Origin of the sequence: Micromonospora sp. NPDC004551, assembly GCF_040609975.1 — a bacterium.
In the GTDB taxonomy this organism is placed as follows: domain Bacteria; phylum Actinomycetota; class Actinomycetes; order Mycobacteriales; family Micromonosporaceae; genus Micromonospora.
The window spans coordinates 93,648-115,229 of record NZ_JBEXLM010000002.1; the positions used below are offsets into that span (position 1 = coordinate 93,648).

The 21,582-nt window shown below is 73.4% G+C and carries 20 protein-coding genes; 13 read left to right on the plus strand and 7 right to left on the minus strand.

Annotation, left to right across the window (positions count from 1 at the left end):
• Nucleotides 1-2: 2 nt before the first annotated feature.
• Complete coding sequence (locus tag ABZW14_RS04440; RefSeq protein WP_355339666.1) at nt 3-695, plus strand: lysophospholipid acyltransferase family protein; 693 nt, start codon at nt 3-5, stop codon at nt 693-695.
• A 19-nt stretch (nt 696-714) separates the two neighbouring features.
• On the opposite strand, the gene ABZW14_RS04445 is transcribed toward ABZW14_RS04440, so the two are convergent.
• Nucleotides 715-4,293 (minus strand): adenylate/guanylate cyclase domain-containing protein, encoded by a 3,579-nt coding sequence (locus ABZW14_RS04445; protein WP_355340177.1) that lies wholly within the window; start codon nt 4,291-4,293, stop codon nt 715-717.
• A gap of 181 nt (nt 4,294-4,474) precedes the next feature.
• On the opposite strand from ABZW14_RS04445, the gene ABZW14_RS04450 reads away from it, so the two are divergent.
• The gene (locus ABZW14_RS04450) at nt 4,475-4,687 is read left to right on the plus strand and encodes a hypothetical protein (protein ID WP_355339669.1); all 213 of its coding nucleotides are present in this window, start codon (nt 4,475-4,477) and stop codon (nt 4,685-4,687) included.
• A 109-nt stretch (nt 4,688-4,796) separates the two neighbouring features.
• On the opposite strand, the gene ABZW14_RS04455 is transcribed toward ABZW14_RS04450, so the two are convergent.
• Nucleotides 4,797-5,489, minus strand: a complete 693-nt coding sequence (locus tag ABZW14_RS04455; protein WP_091268212.1) for a Crp/Fnr family transcriptional regulator — start codon at nt 5,487-5,489, stop codon at nt 4,797-4,799.
• Between the two features lie 248 nt (nt 5,490-5,737).
• Here ABZW14_RS04455 and ABZW14_RS04460 point away from each other — a divergent pair, with 248 nt between their 5' ends.
• The 5 genes from ABZW14_RS04460 (at nt 5,738) to ABZW14_RS04480 (ending at nt 9,323) form a co-directional block, all read left to right on the plus strand.
• On the plus strand, nt 5,738-6,235 hold the full coding sequence (locus tag ABZW14_RS04460; RefSeq protein ID WP_355340180.1) for a polyadenylate-specific 3'-exoribonuclease AS: 498 nt from the start codon (nt 5,738-5,740) through the stop codon (nt 6,233-6,235).
• Nucleotides 6,236-6,305: 70 nt separating this feature from the next.
• Nucleotides 6,306-6,809 (plus strand): pyridoxamine 5'-phosphate oxidase family protein, encoded by a 504-nt coding sequence (locus ABZW14_RS04465; RefSeq protein WP_355339672.1) that lies wholly within the window; start codon nt 6,306-6,308, stop codon nt 6,807-6,809.
• A 178-nt stretch (nt 6,810-6,987) separates the two neighbouring features.
• Nucleotides 6,988-8,016 (plus strand): 6-phosphofructokinase, encoded by a 1,029-nt coding sequence (locus tag ABZW14_RS04470; RefSeq protein WP_091268208.1) that lies wholly within the window; start codon nt 6,988-6,990, stop codon nt 8,014-8,016.
• A gap of 71 nt (nt 8,017-8,087) precedes the next feature.
• A complete protein-coding gene (proC, locus tag ABZW14_RS04475) occupies nt 8,088-8,906 on the plus strand; it encodes a pyrroline-5-carboxylate reductase (RefSeq protein WP_355339675.1) in 819 nt (272 codons plus the stop codon).
• Between the two features lie 66 nt (nt 8,907-8,972).
• Nucleotides 8,973-9,323 carry a DUF2203 domain-containing protein gene (locus tag ABZW14_RS04480; protein ID WP_355339678.1) on the plus strand — a complete coding sequence of 117 codons (351 nt, stop codon included), beginning with the start codon at nt 8,973-8,975 and terminating at the stop codon, nt 9,321-9,323.
• 67 nt (nt 9,324-9,390) lie between these two features.
• Here ABZW14_RS04480 and ABZW14_RS04485 read toward each other — a convergent pair whose 3' ends face one another.
• On the minus strand, nt 9,391-10,104 hold the full coding sequence (locus tag ABZW14_RS04485) for an HAD hydrolase-like protein (protein ID WP_355339681.1): 714 nt from the start codon (nt 10,102-10,104) through the stop codon (nt 9,391-9,393).
• A gap of 187 nt (nt 10,105-10,291) precedes the next feature.
• On the opposite strand from ABZW14_RS04485, the gene ABZW14_RS04490 reads away from it, so the two are divergent.
• A complete protein-coding gene (locus ABZW14_RS04490; protein ID WP_355339684.1) occupies nt 10,292-11,098 on the plus strand; it encodes an SGNH/GDSL hydrolase family protein in 807 nt (268 codons plus the stop codon).
• 64 nt (nt 11,099-11,162) lie between these two features.
• Here the strand turns inward: ABZW14_RS04490 and ABZW14_RS04495 are convergent, their stop codons facing one another.
• On the minus strand, nt 11,163-12,455 hold the full coding sequence (locus tag ABZW14_RS04495) for a DUF1343 domain-containing protein (RefSeq protein WP_355339687.1): 1,293 nt from the start codon (nt 12,453-12,455) through the stop codon (nt 11,163-11,165).
• A 79-nt stretch (nt 12,456-12,534) separates the two neighbouring features.
• Nucleotides 12,535-13,026, minus strand: a complete 492-nt coding sequence (locus tag ABZW14_RS04500; protein ID WP_355339690.1) for a glutathione peroxidase — start codon at nt 13,024-13,026, stop codon at nt 12,535-12,537.
• Between the two features lie 143 nt (nt 13,027-13,169).
• Here ABZW14_RS04500 and ABZW14_RS04505 point away from each other — a divergent pair, with 143 nt between their 5' ends.
• The 4 genes from ABZW14_RS04505 to ABZW14_RS04520 all read left to right on the plus strand — a co-directional run bounded on the left by ABZW14_RS04505 (nt 13,170) and on the right by ABZW14_RS04520 (nt 18,141).
• Complete coding sequence (locus ABZW14_RS04505; protein ID WP_355339693.1) at nt 13,170-14,792, plus strand: glycosyl hydrolase family 18 protein; 1,623 nt, start codon at nt 13,170-13,172, stop codon at nt 14,790-14,792.
• A gap of 254 nt (nt 14,793-15,046) precedes the next feature.
• Nucleotides 15,047-15,541: a hypothetical protein gene (locus ABZW14_RS04510; protein WP_355339696.1), complete on the plus strand. Its 495-nt coding sequence runs from the start codon at nt 15,047-15,049 to the stop codon at nt 15,539-15,541.
• A gap of 114 nt (nt 15,542-15,655) precedes the next feature.
• Entirely contained in the window at nt 15,656-17,062 is a 1,407-nt protein-coding gene (locus tag ABZW14_RS04515) for a class II 3-deoxy-7-phosphoheptulonate synthase (RefSeq protein WP_355339699.1), read from the plus strand.
• 44 nt (nt 17,063-17,106) lie between these two features.
• On the plus strand, nt 17,107-18,141 hold the full coding sequence (locus ABZW14_RS04520) for a GntG family PLP-dependent aldolase (RefSeq protein ID WP_355339702.1): 1,035 nt from the start codon (nt 17,107-17,109) through the stop codon (nt 18,139-18,141).
• A 51-nt stretch (nt 18,142-18,192) separates the two neighbouring features.
• Here the strand turns inward: ABZW14_RS04520 and ABZW14_RS04525 are convergent, their stop codons facing one another.
• Both ABZW14_RS04525 and pknB read right to left on the minus strand, forming a co-directional pair.
• Nucleotides 18,193-19,062, minus strand: coding sequence for a deoxyribonuclease IV (locus ABZW14_RS04525; protein ID WP_355339705.1), 870 nt, complete (start codon nt 19,060-19,062; stop codon nt 18,193-18,195).
• Nucleotides 19,059-21,041 carry a Stk1 family PASTA domain-containing Ser/Thr kinase gene (gene pknB, locus ABZW14_RS04530; protein WP_355339708.1) on the minus strand — a complete coding sequence of 661 codons (1,983 nt, stop codon included), beginning with the start codon at nt 21,039-21,041 and terminating at the stop codon, nt 19,059-19,061. Before pknB ends, ABZW14_RS04525 begins: the two co-directional genes overlap by 4 nt.
• Nucleotides 21,042-21,184: 143 nt before the next feature.
• Between pknB and ABZW14_RS04535 the strand changes: the two genes are divergently transcribed.
• Nucleotides 21,185-21,574 carry an Rv2175c family DNA-binding protein gene (locus ABZW14_RS04535; protein WP_091268176.1) on the plus strand — a complete coding sequence of 130 codons (390 nt, stop codon included), beginning with the start codon at nt 21,185-21,187 and terminating at the stop codon, nt 21,572-21,574.
• Nucleotides 21,575-21,582: the final 8 nt, after the last annotated feature.

Here is a 21,582-nt window from a genome sequence, read left to right on the forward strand (position 1 = left end):
CGGTGCTGTACTGGCTGCTGAAGTACGTCATCCTGGGCCCGCTGCTGAGGTTGATCTTCCGCCCGCAGGTGGAGGGGCTGGAGAACGTCCCGGAGGCCGGCCCGGTGATCCTGGCCAGCAACCACCTCTCGTTCTCGGACTCGATCTTCACCCCATTGATCGTCAAGCGAAAAGTCACTTTCATCGCGAAAGCCGAATACTTCACCGGCCGGGGCCTCAAGGGCTGGCTGACCAAGATGTTCTTCGTCGGCTCCGGCACCATCCCGGTCGACCGCTCCGGCGGCCGGGCCGCCCGTGCCGCCCTCGACACCCAGCTCCAGGTGCTGCGCGCGGGCGGCATCGCGGGCATCTACCCGGAGGGCACCCGCTCGCCGGACGGCCGGCTCTACCGGGGCAAGACCGGGGTGGCCCGGCTCGCCCTGGAGAGCGGCGCCCCGGTCGTGCCGATGGCCATGCTCAACTCCGACGCCATCCAGCCGACCGGCCAGATCATCCCCAACCTCGGCCGGGTGCGGATCCGCTTCGGCGCCCCGCTCGACTTCTCCCGCTACGCCGGGATGTCCGGCGACCGGTTCGTCGAGCGCGCCGTCACCGACGAGATCATGTACGAGCTGATGGAGCTCTCCGGCCGCGAGTACGTGGACATGTACGCGCAGAAGGCGAAGGCCCGGCCCCCGGAGCCGGTGCCCGCCTGATCCGCCGGCGGGGCGGGGCTCAGCAGGCGACCGCCGGGCCGGCGTCCGGCACCGGGCGGCGGGCCAGGGCCAGCAGCCCGGGCGCCTCGTTGCGCTGGGCGAACGCCCGCACCTCCGCCAGCGGGGCGGCCTCCGGGTCACCGGCCAGCTCCAGCTCGGCCGCGGCCAGGGCGAGGGCCAGCATCCGGTCGGTCACGTCCGGGATGCCCGCGTAGATCTCGGCGCCGGCCAGGTGCAGCTCGGCCGCCCGCCGGTGGTCGCCGTCGGCCGCCGCGACCGCACCGGTCACCGTCCGCAGCGCCGCCTCCGACCAGGGCGTGCGGTGGTCGAGCCGGTCCAGCATGGCCCGGACCCGCACGGCCGCGTCCCGGCCGGCCAGGGCGGCGGCGTACGCGGCGGCGGCGATCCACTCGCCGCTGGCCAGCGCGGGCACCGCCGACCAGGTCTCCGCCAGCTCGTCGACCAGCTCCGCGGCCTCCTCGGCGCGGCCCTGCAACGCCCGGCACAGCGCCGCCATGCCGAGCATGGTCCAGTGCGGCCGGTGGAAGCCACTGCGACGGGCGCTGTCCAGCGCGGCGGCCACGTCGTCGCGGTGCCGGGGCGGGGCCGCGCCGTCGCGCGGGCTCGGCGCGGGCCGGGGTGCCGGCGGCACCGGCTGCCCGCGCAGCACCAGCAGGCAGGAGCGCAGCCCGCGCACCTGCATGTCCCAGCCGCCGGTCGGGGTGTCGACGAACGCGTCCGCGGCCGTGATCACCCGGCCGAAGTCCCCGTCGAAGTAGGCCCGCATGGCCTCGCCGGAGTAGCTGGTGGTCAGCGTCTGCCCGCTCGCCGTCCGGGCCGGCGCGGTGGTCAGCAGGGCGTCCGAGCGCAGCCAGTCGCCCTCCTCGCGGACCGCGTACGCGAGGTTCTGCACCGCCCGGTGCAGGGCGATCAGCTGCTGGTCCCGGCTGTATTCCACGAGCGCGTGCAGGTCGTCCAGGCCGGACCGGTCGCCCGCCTGGTAGCGCGCGGTGGCGGCGGTGATCCGGGCGTTGGTGCGGGTCTCCGACAACCCCAGCCGCTCGCCGATCTCCGCCGCGGTCTCGGCGGCGGCGACCGCCGCGTCCCGCTCGTAGTTGAGCATGTGCAGCCGGCCCAGCTCGGCGTACGCGTCGGCCTTCTGCGGGCTGTCCGGCAGCGGCTCGAACAGCCCCACCGCCCGGTCCAGGCAGGCCACCGCCGCGCCCCGGTCGGCGCGCAGCCAGGCCGCCTGGCCCAGCAGCGTCCAGGCCCGCGCCGCGCAGGCGACGTCGCCGTGCGCGAGCAGCCGGTCGGCGAGCGCGTGCAGCTGCTCCGGCCCGCCGCCGGAGAGGAACGCGTTGCCGTCCCGGTAGAAGGAGATCTCGGTGCTCAGCAGCTCCAGCTGGAGGCGGCCCACCGGGTCGCTGTCGTCGGCCAGGCCGAGCGCCCGGCCCGCGTGCGCCGCCGCCGCGTCCAGCCCGTGCAGGGCGTACGCCCGGCGGGCCGCCCGGTGCAGCGCGGCGCGCGCCGGCCCGGCGTAGCGCTGCGTGTCCATGCCCAGGGTCCGGGCGATCTCGTGGGCGGCCCAGCGGTGGTGGGCGAGCACCTCGGCCAGGTCGGTGTCCCGGGTGTGCGAGAGGGCGTCCAGCCAGTCCGCGGTGCGCTCGTGCCGGGCCACCCGCTCGGTGCGCGGCAGCCGCTGGTAGCAGACGTCCCGGACCAGCACGTGCCGGAACCGGAACTCCGGCTGCCCGGCCATCGTGGACGCGGCCTGCTCGTGCACGAAGTCGCGCTGCTCCAGCCGGCGCAACGCCCGCTCCACCGGCTCGACCGGTTGCCCGAGCGCGGCGGCCACCGCGCCCGGCCAGAACTGCACACCCACCACCGAGGCGGCCAGCAGCACCGCCCGGTCCTTGGCGTCGAGCAGGTCGACCCGGTTGGCGATGACCGCGTGCACACTCTCCGGCATGGGCAGGTCGAGGTGCTTCTCCAGCGACCAGCCGCGCCCCGACTGGCGCAGCGCGCCCTGCTCGATGAGCATCCGCACATACTCGTGGGCGTAGAGCGGGTTGCCGCCGGCCACCTCGACCAGCGGAGTGAGCATCTCGGCGGGGAACGCGGCCTGGCCGAACATGTGCGCGTAGAGCGAGGCGATGCCGGTGTCCCGCAGCGGGGGCAGGGTGATGGTCACCGAGCCGGTGATGGTGCCCGCCCAGCTCGGGTCCCGGTCGACCAGCTCCGGGCGGGCGGTGCAGAGCAGCAGCAGCGGCACGTCCCGGGCGGCGGCGCCGAGCAGCTCGACGAAGCGCAGCATGGCGTCGTCGGCCCAGTGCAGGTCCTCGAAGACCAGCACGGTGGGGCGCCGCGCGGCCAGCGCCAGGAGGAACCGCCGCCAGGCCGACTCGGCCTCCTCGGCGGGCAGGGCGGTGCCGGTGAGCCCGACCAGCGGGCGCAGCGCGTCGACCAGGCGGTCCCGCTCGGCCGGGCCGACCAGTTCGGCGACCGCGGCGGTGAGGCGCTGGGCGGCCGTGGACGCCGGGTCGGTGTCGAGGATGCCGGCCTCGGTCTTCACGACGTCGGCCAGCGCGGAGAAGGTGACGTTCTCACCGAACGGGGGGCACCGCCCGGTGCGCCAGGTCAGCGGCTCGTCGACCAGCCGCCCGGCGTGCCGGTGCAGCTCCCGGATCAGCCGGCTCTTGCCCAGCCCGGCCCGGCCGAAGACGGTCACCACCTGGGGCAGGCGGTCGCGCAGCGAACGGTGCAGCGCGTTGACCAGCAGGCCCAGCTCGTGCTCGCGGTCGATGAGCGGGGTGACGTCGGGCTCGCGGTCGGTGGGCTGCCGGCGTACCGGGGCCAGCGCCAGCCAGACCTCGGTGGGCGTGGAGCGGCCGCGCAGGGTGACCGGCGGCTGCTCCTCGTAGCGGATGGCGTCCTTGGTGAGCGCGTGCGTGGCGCCGCAGACCAGCACCCCGCCGGGCGGGGCCACCGACTGCATGCGGGACGCCGTGTTGACCACGTCGCCGGCCACGATGGCCTGCCCGCCGTCGCGGGCGGCGGCCACGTCCACCAGCGCCTCGCCGGTGGCCACACCGACCCGGAAGCGCAGCTCGTCGTGGCCGCTCGGGGCGAACCGGGTGAGCACCCGTTGCAGCTCCAGCCCGGCCCGTACGCAGCGCAGCGCGTCGGTCTCGGTGGCCACCGGCGCGCCGAAGAGCGCCATCACGGCGTCGCCGATGTACTTCTCCACCACCCCGCCGTACTGCCCGACGACCCGCTTGGCGGCGGAGAAGAAGCCGGTCTGCATGCCGCGGACCTGCTCCGGGTCGGCCCGTTCGACGTACGGGGTGAAGTCGATGAGGTCGACGAAGAGCACGCTCACCCGGCGGCGGTCCTCCTGCGGCGTCGGCACCGGCTGCCGGGCCCCGGCCCGCGGCGCGCCGCACGAGGTGCAGAACGTCACGTCGGCGGCGAGCGGGCGCAGGCAGTGCGGGCAGACGGCACCCAGCTCGGCGCCGCAGCCGCCGCAGAAGCGGTCGCCGTCGGTCGCGGTACGTCCACACCGGTCACACTGCGCGGAGATGTCAGGCCTCCACTGGATCTTCCGGCCGGTCCCGGCCGGGCGCCGTCCCCCGCGGCGTCACGGTGAGTATCCCGCCCAGCGGCAGTGTCAGGTACCGGGCTGTTGGCTTGTGGACACTCGTCCGGGCGGCCGGTGCGGCCGCCGGGCGACTAGATTCATGCCGCCGGACGACGACGACCGCGATCGAGGGGGACCAACCATGGTGTACGTGAAGCTGGACAGCGACTGGACCGACGGCGACGGCGTCGCCCACGCGGCGGGCGAGTCCGTCGACGTGGACGCGGCCACCCTGGCCGTGCTCCAGGCCGAGGGCATCGTCAGCGAGGGCTCCGGCGGCGGCAAGGACACCAGCGAGTGGGCCGGCCCGGGCAGCACCACCGCGTGGGCGGGTCCGGGCAGCGCCGGCGTCTGAGCCGGTCGGACACGACGACGAAGGGCCGGGGCGTGGTGCCCCGGCCCTTCTGCGTGCGCGTGCTGCGCCCGGAGCCGGCGTAGCGGGGCCGGCTGTCGCGGGCGTGCGGTCAGCGGTCGTTCATGCCGGCGCGGCGGCGCAGTGCGGCCACGTCGGTGACCACGATCCGGCGCCCCTCGGTGCGCAGCCAGCCCCGGCTGGCGAAGGAGCCGATGGCCTGGTTGACGCTCTGCCGCGAGCCGCCGGCCATCTCGGCGAGCTGGCTCTGGTTGAGTTCGATGGTGATCATCGGGGCCTGGCTCTCGCCGGCCAGCCGGACCAGCGTCTTGGCCACCCGGCCGGGCAGGTCGAGGAAGACGTGGTCGGCGTTCTGCTCGGTGAGCCGCCGGATCAGCTGGCCGAGGGAGCGCATCACCGCGTCGAGGATGCGCGGGTTGGAGTGCACCAGCTCCATGAAGGCCGGCCGGGACAGCGCGAGCGCGGCGCAGTCCTCGATGGCCTCGGCCGACGCCGACCGGGTCGAGGCGTCGAGCAGGGAGACCTCGCCCAGCACGTCCGGGGGCCGGATGACCGACAGCACCGCGCGCTCGCCGGTCGGGGCGGTGCGGAACACCGCCACCGCGCCGCGGCGCAGCACGATCAGCGACTCGCCGGGGTCGTTCTCGACGAACAGCAGCTGGCCCTTGCGGTAGGTGCGCGGCACGGCCGCGGCGATGACCCGCTGCCGCACCTCCGGCTCCAGCCCGGCGAACATCTCGACGCCCGTGAGCGCGTCACCCGGCTCCGGAAGGCGCATCTCCACGGCCCAACCCCTCCCCGGTCAAGGACCACAACCCGCGACGCCGGGTGAACCTGATCATCCCCGGCACGAGGCATCTCAACCGGTTCGGCGTCCGGTGGCGGTACACATCAGATCATGACGCTCCGGTCGCGTGCTGTACACCCCCGGAGACACTTCCGTGACCGTCCCCAGCTGCGCTGGCCTGCCGTCTCGGCGCGGCGGACGCCCCGGCGACCGGCGGGTGACGGCGGTGGGCGAGGATGGTGCCGATGGTCTACCGCTACTTCTACGACTGCGAGTTCATCGAGGACGGCCGCATCGTCGACCTGGTGTCGATCGGCGTCGTCGACGAGTACGGCCGCGAGTTCTACGCGGTCTCCACGGAGTTCGACGACTCCCGGGCGGTGCCCTGGGTGCGCCGTAACGTGCTGGACAAGCTCCCGTCGCCGGCCGACCGGGCCTGGCGGTCCCGGGAGCGGATCCGCGACGACCTCTACGAGTTCCTCATGGCGCCGGTCCGTGACCGGCCGGGGGAGCAGCTGGAGCTCTGGGCCTGGTACGCGGCGTACGACCACGTGGTGCTGGCCCAGCTCTGGGGGGCGATGCCGGCGTTGCCGCGGGAGATCCCCCGGTTCACCAAGGAGCTGCGTCAGCTCTGGGACGACCGGGGCCGGCCGCGGCTGCCCGACGCCGACGCGGACCGGCACGACGCGCTGGTCGACGCCCGGCACAACCTGGCCCGCTGGCGGGCCATGACCGACCGGTGAGCTGTCGGCAGGTTTGACCGGTTCTGTCCCGGGCACGGTTCGCAGTGAACCGATCGCGAGGGAGGGGCGCATGAGCCAGCAGCCGACCAGCGCCGAGGATGGCCGCCGCCGGGTCACCGAGCTGATCCGGGACGCGCGCATCTGCCTGCTGACCACCACCGCAGTCGACGGGCGGCTGGTCAGCCGCCCGATGGGGCTCCAGGAGGCCGAGTTCGACGGCGACCTGTGGTTCTTCGCGTACGCGGACTCCGCGAAGATCCGCCAGATCCGGGTCAACCCGCAGGTCAACGTCGGTTTCTCCGACCAGCGGCACCACGCCTGGGTGTCGGTGGCCGGCACGGCCGTCGAGCAGTGGGACCGGGCCCGGGCCGAGCGGCTGTGGAACCCGCTGCTGAGGACCTGGTTCCCGGACGGGCTGGACACCCCGGGCGTCACGCTGCTCCGGGTGCACGCCGGCTCGGCCGAGTACTGGGACGCGCCGGGCAACACGGTGGTGAACCTGCTCGGCCTGGCCCGGGCGGCGGTGACCGGGCAGCCGCCGCGGGTGGGGGAGAACCACCAGGTCAGCTACTGACCGGTAGCCGGCCCGGGGGCCGGAACGGGCCGGGGCGCGGTGTCGGCGGGCACCCACGCCGACTACAGTGCGCACTGACGGCCCGCCCCGGGCCGGCAACGGCGCCGATGGTCTGATCTGACACATATCCTGGGGCTTATCCGGGCTTCACCTGATGCTCCAGGAGGATGAGCAGATCATGCGTATCGGCGTGCTCACCGGCGGCGGCGACTGCCCTGGTCTCAATGCGGTGATTCGGGCGGTGGTCCGCAAGGGCGTCGCCACCTACGGTCACGAGTTCGTGGGCTTCCGCGACGGCTGGAAGGGCCCGCTGGAGGGTCTGTCCAAGCCGCTGGGCATCGCGGACGTCCGCGGGATCCTGCCGCGCGGCGGCACCATCCTCGGCTCGTCCCGGACCAACCCCTTCAAGATCGACGGCGGCGTCGAGCGGATCAAGGACAACCTGGCCGCGCAGGGCGTGGACGCGCTGATCGCGATCGGCGGCGAGGACACCCTCGGTGTCGCCACCAAGCTGCACGAGCTGGGTGTCCACGTCATCGGCGTGCCGAAGACCATCGACAACGACCTCGGCGCCACCGACTACACCTTCGGCTTCGACACCGCGGTCAACATCGCCATGGAGGCGATCGACCGGCTGCACACCACGGCGGAGAGCCACCACCGCACCCTGGTCGTCGAGGTGATGGGCCGGCACGCCGGCTGGATCGCCCTGCACGCCGGTCTCGCCGGCGGCGCCAACGTGATCCTGCTCCCGGAGCGGCAGTTCGACGTCGAGCAGGTGGCCGGCTACGTCGAGAAGCGCTTCCAGCACCAGTACGCCCCGATCGTCGTGGTCGCCGAGGGCGCCCAGCCGCTGGACGGCCAGATGGTGCTGCACAACCAGGAGCTCGACGCGTTCGGCCACGTCCGCCTCGGCGGCATCGGCCAGTGGCTCGCCGAGCAGCTGGAGGCGAAGACCGGCAAGGAGGCCCGCACCGTGGTCCTCGGCCACATCCAGCGCGGCGGCACCCCGACCGCGTTCGACCGGGTGCTCGCCACCCGGCTCGGCCTGCACGCGATCGACGCCGCCAACGAGGGCGACTGGGGCAAGATGGTCGCGATGCAGAGCACGGACATCGTCCGCGTCCCGCTGGCCGACGCCACCCGGGAGCTGAAGACCGTGCCGCTGGAGCGGTACGCCGAGGCCGAGGTCTTCTTCGGCAGCTGACGACGGCGGCGGCGCGGCGGGTCCGTCGAGGGCCCGCCGCGCCGCACCTCCACCCGAGAGGGGTACGGCTCATGGCACCCGAGGTGCACACGGTCGCGGTTATCGGCGCGGGCAAGATCGGCGAGCTGATGCTCTCCGGCCTGCTCCGCTCCGGCTGGCCGGTCGAGCGGCTGCTCGCCACCGCCCGGCGGCCCGCCCGCGCCGAGGAACTGACCGCCCGGTACGGCGTCCGGGTGGTGGACAACCTCACCGCGGTCGACGAGGCCGAGGTGCTCGCCGTCTCCGTCAAGCCGCAGGACGCGGCCGCGCTGCTGGACGAGATCGGTCCCAAGGTGCCGGCCGACAAGCTGGTCATCTCGCTCTGCGCCGGCCTGCCCACCGCCTTCTTCAACCGCCGGCTGCCCGAGGGCACCCCGGTGGTCCGGGTCATGACCAACACCCCGGCCCTGGTCGACGAGGCCATGAGCGCGATCTCGCCCGGCGCGCACGCCACGGGCGCGCACCTGGCCCTGGCCGAGGAGATGTTCAAGCCGCTCGGCACCACCCTGCGCGTGCCCGAGTCGCAGCAGGACGCGGTGACCGCGCTCTCCGGCTCCGGCCCGGCCTACTTCTACCTGCTGGTCGAGGCCATGATCGACGCGGGCATCCTGCTCGGCCTGCCCCGCCAGGTGGCGCACGACCTGATCGTGCAGACCGCCATCGGCTCCGCCGTGATGCTGCGCGACTCGGGCGAGCACCCGGTGAAGCTCCGCGAGGCGGTCACCTCGCCGGCCGGCACCACCATCAACGCCATCCGCGAGCTGGAGAACCACGGCGTCCGCGCGGCCATGCTGGCGGCCCTGGAGGCGGCCCGGGACCGGGCCCGCGAGCTGGCCGCTCAGGCCGACTGACCCGCCGCGCCCCGCCCGCGCGGCGACCGGAGGCCGGGCTGCGGCGGCGTGGCCCATACTGGCGCGGTGTTCACTCTCGCCCAGGCGCGACACCTGGTGGCCACCCTGCGGCCGCGCGTCGACGAGCTGATCCGGCTCCGCGCCGACCTCGCCGAACTCCGGATCGATCTGGCCGACCACGGGGTCAGCGCCCTCGGCGGGCTGGCCGAGGTGAAGGCCCTGGAGGCCCGGCTGCACGCTCTCGTGGAGGAGTTCCACCAGCACGGCATCCAGGTGAAGGGGATCGCCCCGGTGCTGCTCGACTTCCCCGGCGAGCGGGACGGCCGGGCGGTGCTCTGGTGCTGGCTGGAGGGGGACACCGACATCCGCTGGTACCACCGTGCGGAGTGCGGCTTCGCCGGCCGCCGCCCGGTCTGATCCGCCGCCCGGCCGCGTCGACTCCTCCGCGGTGATCGACCGCGCCCGCCGGGCCGGTGCGCCGACCTCAGGTGGCCTGCCGCGCCACCCGGTCGCCGGCCACCGGGCGGGCGCCGGCGCCCGCCCGGTCGAGTCGCCGGACCACACCGACGACGTCGGTGAAGGCGTCGATGAAGGCGTCGACGTGCCGAGAGTCGAAATCCGCCGGTTGCCGGACACCGCTCTCCAGGCAGCCCACGAAATGCAGGCCCGCGCCGCCGGCGGCCAGCGCGTCGCCCGGTGAATCTCCCACGTAGACGCACTGCCGCGGCGGTATCGCCGTCGCCGCCAGCAGTTCGTCGAAGGCCCGCGGATCCGGCTTGCGGAAACGCGTGTTGCCGGCGTGGTAGATGCCACTGACCCGCTCGGCCAGGGCATGACCGGCCGTCGACATGTGCCGGACCTCGTCCTCGGTCCGGGACGTCAGCAGGAACACCGCCCGGCCCTCCCGCACGAACTCGTCCAGCGCGCGCAGATTCTCCGCGGGGATGAGATCCAGACGGCCGTCGGCGATGTGCCGTTCCAGCGCGCGCCGATGAAGCGCCGCGAACCGGGGCAGGTCGAGGCCCGGCGACCGCTTGGGCATGGCGTCCAGCAGCGGCTCGCCCCAGGTGGACAGGTGCGCGTCCGGTGACATCGGTGGCCGGCCCATCTCCGCCAGGACTTCGTTCTCCAGCGCGAACGAGGCGGCTCGCGTGAGGCACAGGGTGTCGTCGAAGTCCACGATCACGGCCCGGATCACCGGCCCAGCCTAACGTCCACGCGGCACCGTCGCCACGGCGAAAACCTTCACCCCCGCGCGTGGCCCCGGCAACGATTTGTAGCCATAAGGGTCAATCGGCAACCGGCGCGAAATGTTGATCTTCCGTCCGACTCCGATTCATTGATATCTATCTCCCACCACCACTTCCCACCCCCAGGAGTGCGACGTGCGGAGATCCCGTCTTGCCACCCTCGCCCTGACCCTGGCCGCCACGCTCGGCGTCACGCTGACGCTGGGCGCCGCCCCCGCCCAGGCGGCCGCGACCGACCGCTACGTCGCTCTCGGCGACTCGTACGCCTCCGGCGTCGGCGCCGACAGCTACACCTCCGAGAGCGGGTCCTGCCTGCGCAGCAACAACGCCTACCCGGCCCTCTACAACACCAACATCAGACCGGCCTCGTACCGCTCGGTCGCCTGCTCCGGCGCGACCACCACGGACGTCATCAACAACCAGCTCTCCGCGCTCTCCTCGACCACCACGCTGGTCAGCGTCACGATCGGGGGCAACGACGTCGGCTTCTCCAGCATCATGACCACCTGCGTGCTCCAGGGCGAGACCCAGTGCGTGGCGGCGATCCAGGCCGCGGAGGACAAGGCCCGCACCCAGCTTCCCGGCAAGCTGGCGAACGTCTACAACGGCATCAAGAGCCGGGCGCCCTCCGCCCGCGTCGTGGTCGTCGGCTACCCGGTCTTCTACCAGCTCGGCACGGTCTGCGTGGGCCTCAGCGCCACCTCCCGCGCGAAGATCAACGAGGGGATCAACCTGGTCGACGACATCACGCGCACGGCGGCCACCTCGGCCGGCTTCACCTTCGCCGACGTCCGCTCGATCTTCGTGGGGCACCAGCTGTGCAGCTACGGCGAGAAGTGGCTGCACGCGTTGAACTACCTGAACCTCACCGTCTCGTACCACCCGACGGCCGCGGGGCAGTCCGGCGGCTACTACCCGGTCTTCCGCTCCGCCGCGGGCTGACCAGTCGAGCGGGCGGCGGGGCCCGGGGTGTGGACGACACCCCGGGCCCCCACCGCCGTCGGGCTCAGTAGAGCAGGTACGGGCGCCGCCGCCGGTCGAAGGCCGCCAGCTCGTCGGCCCAGGCGCCGACCACGTCGTCCACCTCGGCTCCGGCGTCGATCATCGTGCGCAGCCGGGACGAGCCGGTCAGCTTGTCCACCCAGTACGGCCGGACGGTGTCGTACGAGTCGTACCGCCACGCGAACGCCGGGTACTTCCGCGCCTCGACCAGCATGGCCACCGCGGTGCGGATCGGGTCGTAGGCGGCCCGGTCGACGACCTTGACCTCGACGCCGGCGCACAGCTTGTTGAGCAGGGCCGGCTTCTGCCCCGCCGCCGTCGGGGAGAAGTACGCCTCGCGGAACTCGACGCCCGGCAGGTCCCGGGCGTTGAGCCGGTCCCCCCAGTGGTGGTCGAAGTCGCCGGCGAGCCCGCCGATCAGCTCGAACGGCCGGCAGGTGCCCCGCCCCTCGGTGATCGACGCGACGCCCTCGAACAGGCAGGTGCCGGGGTAGACCAGCGCGGTGTCGGGCGTGGGCATGTTCGGGCTGGGCATCACCCAGGGCAGGTCGGTGTCGGCGGCGAGCCGGTCCCGCTTCCAGTTCCGGCACCGCACCACCTCCAGCTCGACCGGCCGTCCGGCGTCGGCGGGCAGGAACTCCGCGTTGAAGAACCGGGCCAGCTCGCCGACGGTCATGCCGTGCTGCTGGACGATCTCCTTCAGCCCGACGCCGGACGTGAAGGCGGGCGTCATCATCGGCCCGTACGCGCGCCCGCCCACCGGGTTCGGCCGGTCGAGCACGACATACCGCCTGCCGACGCGGGCGGCCGCGACCATCGAGGTGTACATCGTCCAGATGTAGGTGTAGAACCGGGCGCCGACGTCCTGGATGTCGAAGACGACGGTGTCCACGTCGGCGGTCGTGAACAGGCTTTCCCACTTCGCCTGGCTGGCGCCGTACGCGTCGTAGACCGTGATGCCGGTGCGGGCGTCCGTGCCGGTGCCCTCGCTGCCACCGGCCTGGGCGGAGCCGCGGAAACCGTGTTCGGGGCCGAACGCCGCGACCACCTGCACGCGGCCCGACTCGTGCATGAGGTCGACCAGGTGCCGGTAGGCCGGGTCCACGCCGGTGGGGTTGGACACGACCCCCACCCGCCGGCCGGCCAGTGCGGCGAAACCGGAATCGACCAGCACGTCCAGGCCGGTCGCCACCCGACGAATCCCGGGCACCGCCTGCCCGGCCGTGCCCGGGGCTGCCGCCGCGACCGCGCCCGCGGTGACCGCGCCCGCGCCGGCCAGGAACCTTCTGCGCTCCATCGTGACCTCCTCGTCCGAGGTCATTGAAACTTAGCTACAGCTCGATGGGAGGTCAAGGAAAGTTCCCTACAAGGCGGCGTCAGCCGACCGGCAGCACCTTCTCGACGGCCGCGCGCAGCTCGGGGGCGTCCGGGGTCACCGTCGGGGCGAACCGGGCGGCGACCGTGCCGTCCGGCGCCACCAGGAACTTCTCGAAGTTCCACCGCACGTCGCCGGTGTGCCCGTCGGCGTCCGGGGTGGACACCAGCTCGGCGTAGAGCGGGTGCCGGTCCGGGCCGTTGACGTCGACCTTCTCCGTCAACGGGAACGTCACGCCGTAGTTGACCTGGCAGAAATCCTCGATCTCGGCGGCGCTGCCGGGCTCCTGGCCGGCGAACTGGTTGCACGGCACGCCGAGCACGGTGAGGCCGCGGTCCGCGTACTCGTCGGCGAGGGCCTGGAGGCCGGCGTACTGCGGGGTGAGGCCGCAGCGGGACGCCACGTTGACCACCAGCAGGGCCCGGCCGCGGTAGCGCCCGAGGTCGGCCGGGCCGCCGGCGAGGGCGTCGATCTGCACGTCGAAAACCGTCATGGGACGAGGCTACGGGGCCGCGGGGGCCGGCCGGAGCCCGACCCGATCAATCGATGCATCTACATCTTGACGAAGTGATGACGCGTGAGTAGCGTCTCAGCATCCAATCTGGAAAGTTTCCTAACTGTTTGGGGAGACGCCGTATGAAGAGATCGCTCCGCCGGGCCCTCTGGGCCGGCGCCGTGGTCGCGCTCGCGGTCGCGGCGGTGCCGATGGCGACCGCCTCCGCCGCGGGCAGCGTCACCGCCACGTTCACGAAGGTGCAGGACTGGGGGACCGGGCACGAGGCGAAGGTGACCGTCACCAACGGCACCGGCGCCAGCGTGGACACCTGGCGCATCGAGTTCGACCTGCCCGCGGGCACCACCATCAGCAGCTCCTGGGACGCCGACGTCACCAGCAGCGGCAACCACTACGTGGCGGTCAAGAAGAGCTGGGCCGGCCCGCTCGCGGCGGGCGCCAGCTTCAGCTGGGGCTACAACGGCACCGGGGCGTACAAGGCGCCGTTGAACTGCACGGTCAACGGCGGATCCTGCTCGGGCGGCGGAACTCCTCCGACGACGACGCCGCCCACCACCGCCCCGCCCACCACGGCGCCGCCGACGACCGCCCCGCCGACCACGCCTCCGCCCACCACGACCCCGCCGAGCGGGGGCAAGAAGGTGGTCGGTTACTTCGCCGAGTGGGGCGTCTACGGCCGGAACTACCACGTGAAGAACATCCACACCAGCGGGTCCGCCGCCAAGCTGACCCACATCCTGTACGCCTTCGGCAACACCACGGGCGGCCGGTGCACCATCGGTGACAGCTACGCCGACTACGACAAGGCGTACACGGCGGCGGACAGCGTCGACGGCGTGGCCGACACCTGGGACCAGCCGCTGCGCGGCAGCTTCAACCAGCTGCGCAAGCTGAAGAAGATGTACCCGAACCTGAAGGTGCTCTGGTCCTTCGGCGGCTGGACCTGGTCGGCCGGCTTCACCCAGGCCGCGCAGAACCCGGCCGCGTTCGCCGACTCCTGCTACGCGCTGGTCAAGGACCCGCGCTGGGCGGACGTCTTCGACGGCATCGACGTCGACTGGGAGTACCCGAACGCCTGCGGCCTCCAGTGCGACAGCAGCGGCCCGAACGCCTTCAAGAACGTGGTCAGCGCGCTGCGGAGCAAGTTCGGCAGCAACTTCCTGGTCACCTCGGCGATCACCGCCGACGGCAGCAACGGCGGCAAGATCGACGCGACCGACTACGCCGGCGCGGCGCCGTACCTCAACTGGCTCATGCCGATGACGTACGACTACTTCGGCGCCTTCAACGCCCAGGGCCCGACCGCGCCGCACTCGCCGCTCTACTCGTACACCGGCATCCCGCAGCAGGGCTTCTGGTCCGACGCGGCGATCCAGAAGCTCAAGTCCAAGGGCGTGCCGTCGGACAAGCTGCTGCTCGGCATCGGCTTCTACGGCCGGGGCTGGACCGGGGTGACCCAGACCGCCCCCGGCGGCACCGCCACCGGCCCGGCGCCCGGCACCTACGAGCAGGGCATCGAGGACTACAAGGTGCTCAAGAACACCTGCCCGGCCACCGGCACGGTCGGCGGCACCTCCTACGCCAAGTGCGGCAGCAACTGGTGGAGCTACGACACCCCGTCGACCATCGGCGGAAAGATGACCTACGCGAAGAACCAGGGCCTCGGTGGCGCGTTCTTCTGGGAGCTCTCCGGAGACACCAGCAACGGTGAGCTCATCGGCGCCATCAAGGGCGGTCTCGGCTGAGCCGAGGGCCGACGCACCACCCACCCGGCGGGGAGGGGCCGCACCGGCCCCTCCCCGCACGGTGTCCGGCGTCCGTGCCCGGGCGGGCCGGACGCCCGGTCCGCGTGCCACGCTGGCCGGCCGGGGCGATCCGGGCGAGGATGGGGGATCGTCGGGGGCGGGGGCGACCGTCGGCGGGTCGGCATGCGACGGCGTCGATGTGACAGACTCGCCGCTCGGCATGTCCCGATGTCCGCGCCGATGGAAGGGGACCGATGGGCCTGACGCACCCGAGGGCGGTGGCCGGTGCGGCCCTGCTCGCGCTCCTGCCGGTCACGCTGGCCGGCTGCGGCCTCGGCGGCGGGGACGACGCCCCGGACAGCCCGGCCGGTGAGCCCCAGCGGGCGCCGGCCGAGGAGGCGGCGGCCAAGAGCCGGGAGCGGGTCCAGGCGTACCTGGACGCCATGGCGGCCAAGGACGTCGACGCCGGCCGCAGCCAGCTCTGCGCGCCCATGCAGACCGCCTTCGACGGCGCCGCCACCGGGCCCAACGGCGACTTCGCCGACCACTTCACCGTCCCGCAGGCCACCATCACCGACGTCCGGTCCGGCCCGCACGGCGAGGAGGTGACCACGTCGGTCACCGTGGCCGTCGGGTCCCGCAAGGCCACCCGCTCGCTGCTGTTCACGGTCACCCGCACGGGCGCCGACTGGTGCATCGCCGGCGAGGCGCCGGGCGGCAACACCCCGGCGCCGTCGATCACCCCCTGACCTCGCACCCGCCCCGACCTGCGGCGGTCTCCGGATGTGGCGCTGATCTCCCAACCACCGGAACCGTCTACCTCGAAGGTGAGCCGCCGCGGCGGTCGCCGTACGCTTTCTTCCATGCGCCATGAGTGGCACCAGCTGAGTCATCCCGCCGTGGGCAGCCCGGGGCTCCAGACCAGTCGCCCGACCGCCGATTCCGCCGAGGACGCGGCCCTCGGCCTGGACCGCTGGCGGGAGCTGCCGCGTGCGCAGACCCCGCCCTGGCCCGACCTGGGACAGGTCGCCGAGGTCTGCAAGGTGCTGGACACCGTGCCGTCCGTGGTCGCCCCCTACGAGGTCGACCAGCTCCGGCAGCGGCTGGCGCTGGTCTGCGAGGGCAAGGCGTTCCTGCTCCAGGGCGGCGACTGCGCGGAGACCTTCGCCGACAACACCGAGAGCCACCTGCTGGCCAACGCCCGCACGCTGCTCCAGATGGCGATCGTGCTGACCTACGGCGCGTCGCTGCCGGTGGTCAAGGTCGCCCGGGTGGCCGGCCAGTACACGAAGCCCCGGTCGCTGCCGACCGACGCCCGCGGTCTCCCGGCCTACCGCGGCGACATGATCAATTCGCTGGAGGCCACGCCGGAGGCGCGGGTCGCCGACCCGCAGCGCATGATCCGGGCGTACGCCAACTCGGCCGCCGCCATGAACATGCTCCGCGCGTACCTGGCCGGCGGGCTGGCCGACCTGCACGCGGTGCACGACTGGAACAAGGGCTTCGTCAAGCAGTCCCCGGCCGGCGAGCGCTACGAGGCGATCGCCCGGGAGATCGACCGGGCGCTGGCCTTCATCCGCGCCTGCGGGATGACCGACGACGAGGCGCTGCGCACCGTCACGCTCTACTGCTCCCACGAGGCGCTGGCGCTGGAGTACGACCGGGCGCTCACCCGGATCTCCGGCAACCGGGCGTACGGGCTGTCCGGGCACTTCCTCTGGGTCGGCGAGCGCACCCGCCAGCTCGACGGCGCGCACCTCGACTTCATCTCCCGGATCGCCAACCCGATCGGGGTCAAGCTCGGCCCGACCACCACCCCGGACGAGGCCATCGAGCTCTGCGAGAAGCTCAACCCGGACAACGTCCCCGGCCGGCTCACGCTGATCAGCCGGATGGGCAACCACCGGGTCCGGGACGCCCTGCCCCCGATCGTCGCCAAGGTCACGGCCGCCGGCGCCAAGGTCGTCTGGCAGTGCGACCCGATGCACGGCAACACCCACGAGTCCTCGAACGGCTACAAGACCCGGCACTTCGACCGGATCGTCGACGAGGTGCTCGGCTACTTCGAGGTGCACCGTGGCCTGGAGACCCACCCGGGCGGCCTGCACGTCGAACTGACCGGCGAGGACGTCACCGAGTGCCTGGGCGGCGCCCAGGGCATCGAGGACCTCGACCTGCCCGACCGGTACGAAACCGCCTGCGACCCGCGACTGAACACCCAGCAGTCGCTGGAGCTGGCCTTCCTGGTTGCGGAGATGCTGCGTGGCTGACGCGAGGAGTGCGCTGGCGAGCCCCGCGGTCGGCAGCCGAAAGGATGACAGTGGCTGAGTTCGTTGACCTTCGTTCGGACACCGTGACCCGGCCCACCGCCGGGATGCGGGAGGCGATGGCGAGCGCCGAGGTCGGTGACGACGTCTACGGGGAGGACCCGACCGTCGCCGCGCTGGAGGCCGAGGTCGCCGCGCTCTTCGGGCACGAGGCGGCGCTGTTCGCCCCGAGCGGCTCGATGGCCAACCAGATCGCCCTCCAGCTCGTCGTCCCGCCAGGGGACGAGCTGCTCTGCGACGCCGACGCGCACGTGGTCACGTACGAGATCGGCGCCGCGGCGGCGTACGGCGGGATCTCCTCGCGGACCTGGCCGGCCGTGGGCGCGGAGATCGACCCCGAGGTGGTGGCCGGCATGGTCCGGCCGGACGGCTACTTCGCGGTGCCGACCCGGGCCATCGCCGTCGAGCAGACCCACAACCGGGGCGGGGGCGGGGTGATCCCGCTGGCGACCCTGCGGGAGCTGCGCCGGGTCGCCGACGGCCACGGGCTCGCCCTGCACTGCGACGGCGCGCGGATCTGGCACGCGCACGTCGCCGACAGGGTGCCGCTGGCCGAGTACGGCGCGCTGTTCGACACCCTCGGGGTCTGCCTCTCCAAGGGCCTCGGCGCGCCGGTCGGCTCACTGGTGGTCGGCAGCGCCGAGAAGATCGCGCGGGCGCGGTTCGTCCGCAAGCGGATGGGTGGCGGCATGCGGCAGGTCGGCATCCTGGCCGCCGCCGGCCGGTACGCGCTCGCGAACCACGTGGAGCGGCTCGCCGAGGACCACGCCAAGGCGGCCCGGCTGGCCGAGGCGGTCGCGCCCTACGGGGTGCTCGCGACCGCGGTGCGGACCAACCTCGTCCCGCTGGACCTGACCAAGCACGCGCTCGACGCCCCCGCCCTGGCGGCCGCCGCGCGGGAGCGGGGCCTGCTGATCTCGGTGCTCGGCCCGCGTACCGCCCGGCTGGTCACCCACATGGACGTCACCGAGGCCCAGGTCGACCGGGCCGCCGAGACCCTGACCGCCCTCCTCCGCGCCTGACCAGCCGCCCCTCGCCTTCTTGATCAACCCCGGGGCCCGCACGGGAGGGGGTCAGGGGTGGAGGCGTTTCAGGGTGGAGATGTCGGTGGCGTGGCCTTCGTGCTTCTCCGTCGGGGTTTCCACCAGGACCGGGACGCCGGCGGTGGCGGGGTGGCACATCAGCTCGGCGAACGCGGGCTCGCCGATGGTGCCCTTGCCGATGTTCTCGTGCCGGTCCCGCGTGGAGCCGCACAGATCCTTCGAGTCGTTCGCGTGCACCAGCTTCAGCCGGTCCGCGCCCACCGCGGCGACCAGCGCGTCCAGCGTGGCGGTCATCCCGCCCTCGGCGGCCAGGTCGTGTCCGGCCGCCCACGCGTGGCAGGTGTCGAAGCAGACGCCCAGCATCGGGTGGCGGTCCACCGCGTCGAGGTAGGGGCCCAGGTGCTCGACCCGGGAGGCCAGCGACCGGCCGCCCCCGGCGCTCGGCTCGACCAGCAGGATCGGGCCGCCGGCGGCCGCGCTCTCGTCCAGCAGCGGGAGCAGGGCCGCGCGGACCTGCCGCATGGCCGCGTCGGCGTGGCTCGCGTCGACCGCGCTGCCGGCGTGGAACACCACCGCCTCGGCACCGATGGCCCGGCCCCGGCGCAGCGCGTGCGCCAGCGTCTCCGTCGACCGCTCGACCGTGGCCGGGGTGGGGGAGCCGAGGTTGACCAGCAGCGAGGCGTGGATGAAGACCGGCAGGCCGCGCTCGCCGCAGCCGTCCCGGAACAGCACGTCCTGCTTCGGGTCGCCCGCCGGCAGCGCCCAGCCCCGCGAGTTGGAGACGTAGACCTGCACCACCTCGGAGGCGGCCGCGTCGGCGTAGGGCAGCGCCGCCTTGGCCAGGCCCCCCGAGGTCGGGGTGTGCGACCCGACCCGCCGCCGCCCGCTCTGCCCGCTCACAGGCACGTCACCGTGACCGGGGTGCCCGGCGGCACCGGGGTGTTCTCGCCCGGGTTCTGGAAGCGGGCCACCCCGTTCGGGTTGAGCTGGATGTTGACCGGGAAGCCCTGGCTCTCCAGCACCTGCTTGGCCTGCTGGCAGGGCAGGTCGACCACGCGGGGGACCGGCACCTGGGCGGGGCCCTTGCTGACGTCGAGCTTGACCTGGGTGCCCTTCTCGACGCCGGTGCCGTCGGCCGGGCTCTGACCGAGGACCTCGTCCTTCGGCTTGTCGGAGTCCTTGTACGTCTCGACCGGGGTCAGCCCGAGCTGGGCCAGGATGTTGCGGGCCTCGCCGAGGTTCTTGCCCACCAGGTTCGGCACGCTCACCGGGGCGCGGCCCTTGCTGAGGATCACCGTCACCTTCGCACCCGGTTTGACCACCGTGCCCACCTTCGGGTCGGTGCCCAGCACCACCCCGGCCGGCAGCGCGTCGTCGTAGCGGGAGCTGCCCTTGACCGGCACCAGCTTGGCGTCGGTCAGCTCGGCCTGCGCCAGCTCGAAGTCCTTGCCGACCACGTCCGGCACCGGCAGCCGCTCCGGACCGAGCGACAGGGTCAGGGTGATCGTGCCGCCCTTGACGATCCGGGTGGCGGAGACCGGGTCCTGGCCCAGCACCGTGTCCTTGGGGATCTTCTCGTCGTAGCGGGGCTCGGCGTAGCGCAGCGTGAACCCGCCGCGGGTGGCCTGCCCCTCCGCCTCGGCCTTGGTGAGGCTCACCAGCTGCGGGGCGACCGTGTAGCGGCCCACCCCGAACCACCAGCCGCCCACCGCGGCCACCAGGCCGAGCACCACGGCCGCCGCGGCGACCGCCAGCCGGCCCCGGGGCGAGCCCATCACCCGGGTACGCAGCCCGGCCAGCCGGGCGCCCAGGCCCTCGTCCTCGACGGCCCGGCGGCGGTGCGGGCGCTGGCCGCCGCCCTCGGGCAGCCGGGCCCAGGCGGGACGCTCGGCCGGGTGGACCGCCGCCACCACCATGGTGGGCTGCGCGAGCACGGCCGTCTCGTCGCCCACCTGCCGCAGCACCGCGGTGTGCGAGTGGGGGTTGCCCAGCTCGTCCCGTGCCGCCTGTACCTCGGTCAGCAGCGCGCCGGCGTCGGCCGGGCGGGCGGCCGGGTCACGCCGGGTGGCCCGGGCGACCAGCGCGTCGAGCACCGGGGGCAGCGCAGGCACCAGGGTCGACGGGGCCGGCACGTCGCGGTCGACGTGCTGCCAGGCGACCTCCACCGGGCGGTCGCCGTCGTAGGGCACCCGGCCGGTGAGCATCTCGAACAGCACGATGCCGGCGGAGTAGACGTCGGTGCGCGGGTCCGCGTGGCCCTGGGTGACCAGCTCCGGCGCCACGTACGCCACGGTGGCCATGAGCTGGTTGCCGTTCTCCTCCTCGGCGCTCGCCTCGACCGCGCGGGCCAGCCCGAAGTCGGCCACCTTGACCACGCTGTCCACCAGGCTGGTGGTGCCGCCGGCGGGCGGCTCGGCGACCAGCACGTTCTCCGGCTTGACGTCGCGGTGCACGAGGCCGGCCCGGTGCGCGGCGGCGATCGCGGCGAGCATCTGCTCGGCGATGGCCAGCGCCTCGTCCGGGTTGAGCCGGCGCCGCTCGGCGAGCACGTCGCGCAGGGTGCGGCCGCGCACGTACTCCATCACCAGGTAGGGGAGGCCACCGTGACTGCCCTGGTCGTAGACCGCCACCACGTTGGGGTGGGTGAGCCGGGCGATGGTCTTCGCCTCGTCGGTGAAGCGCTCGACGAAGCCGGCCATCCGGGCCCGGGCCTCGGGCGCCTGGGTCGGGTGAATGATCTTGACCGCCACGGTGCGCTCCAGGCGCTCGTCGGTGGCGGTGTACACGGTCGCCATGCCGCCACGGGCCACGCGACCGCGAATGCGGTAGCGCCCGTCGATCAGCGAGCCCAGCAACGTGTCGGCGACCTGTGTGTCCATCGGCAGGCAGTCTATGTGTCGGGAGGGTGAAGGTTGAACAGGATGCTACAGCCGGCGTCGCACAAGGCGGCACCGGCGCACGCGCCCGGCGGGGTACGGGGTGCCGCCGACCGGCCCCGACGGGCACGTGGCAGGGTGGTCGGGTGACCGATTCCGTACCCGCCGAGACCGCCGCCGGGGCCGACCTGCCCGGACCCACCGACCCGGCCGGCTGGCTGACCCTGCCGGACGTGGCCGAGCGCCTCGACCTGTCGATCAGCAAGGTGCACCAGATGATCCGTGACCGGGAACTGCTCGCGGTGCGCCGCGACGGCGTCCGCCGGATCCCGGCCGACCTGGTGGCCAACCGCACGGTGCTCAAGCACCTGCCCGGCGTGCTCAACCTGCTCGCCGACGCCGGCTACGACGACGAGGAGGCGCTGCGCTGGCTCTACGAGCCCGACCCCACCCTCCCCGGCACCACCCCGGCCGCCGCCCTCGCCGGCGACCAGGCCCGCGAGGTCAAGCGCCGCGCCCAGGCCCTCGGCTTCTGACCGCGCCG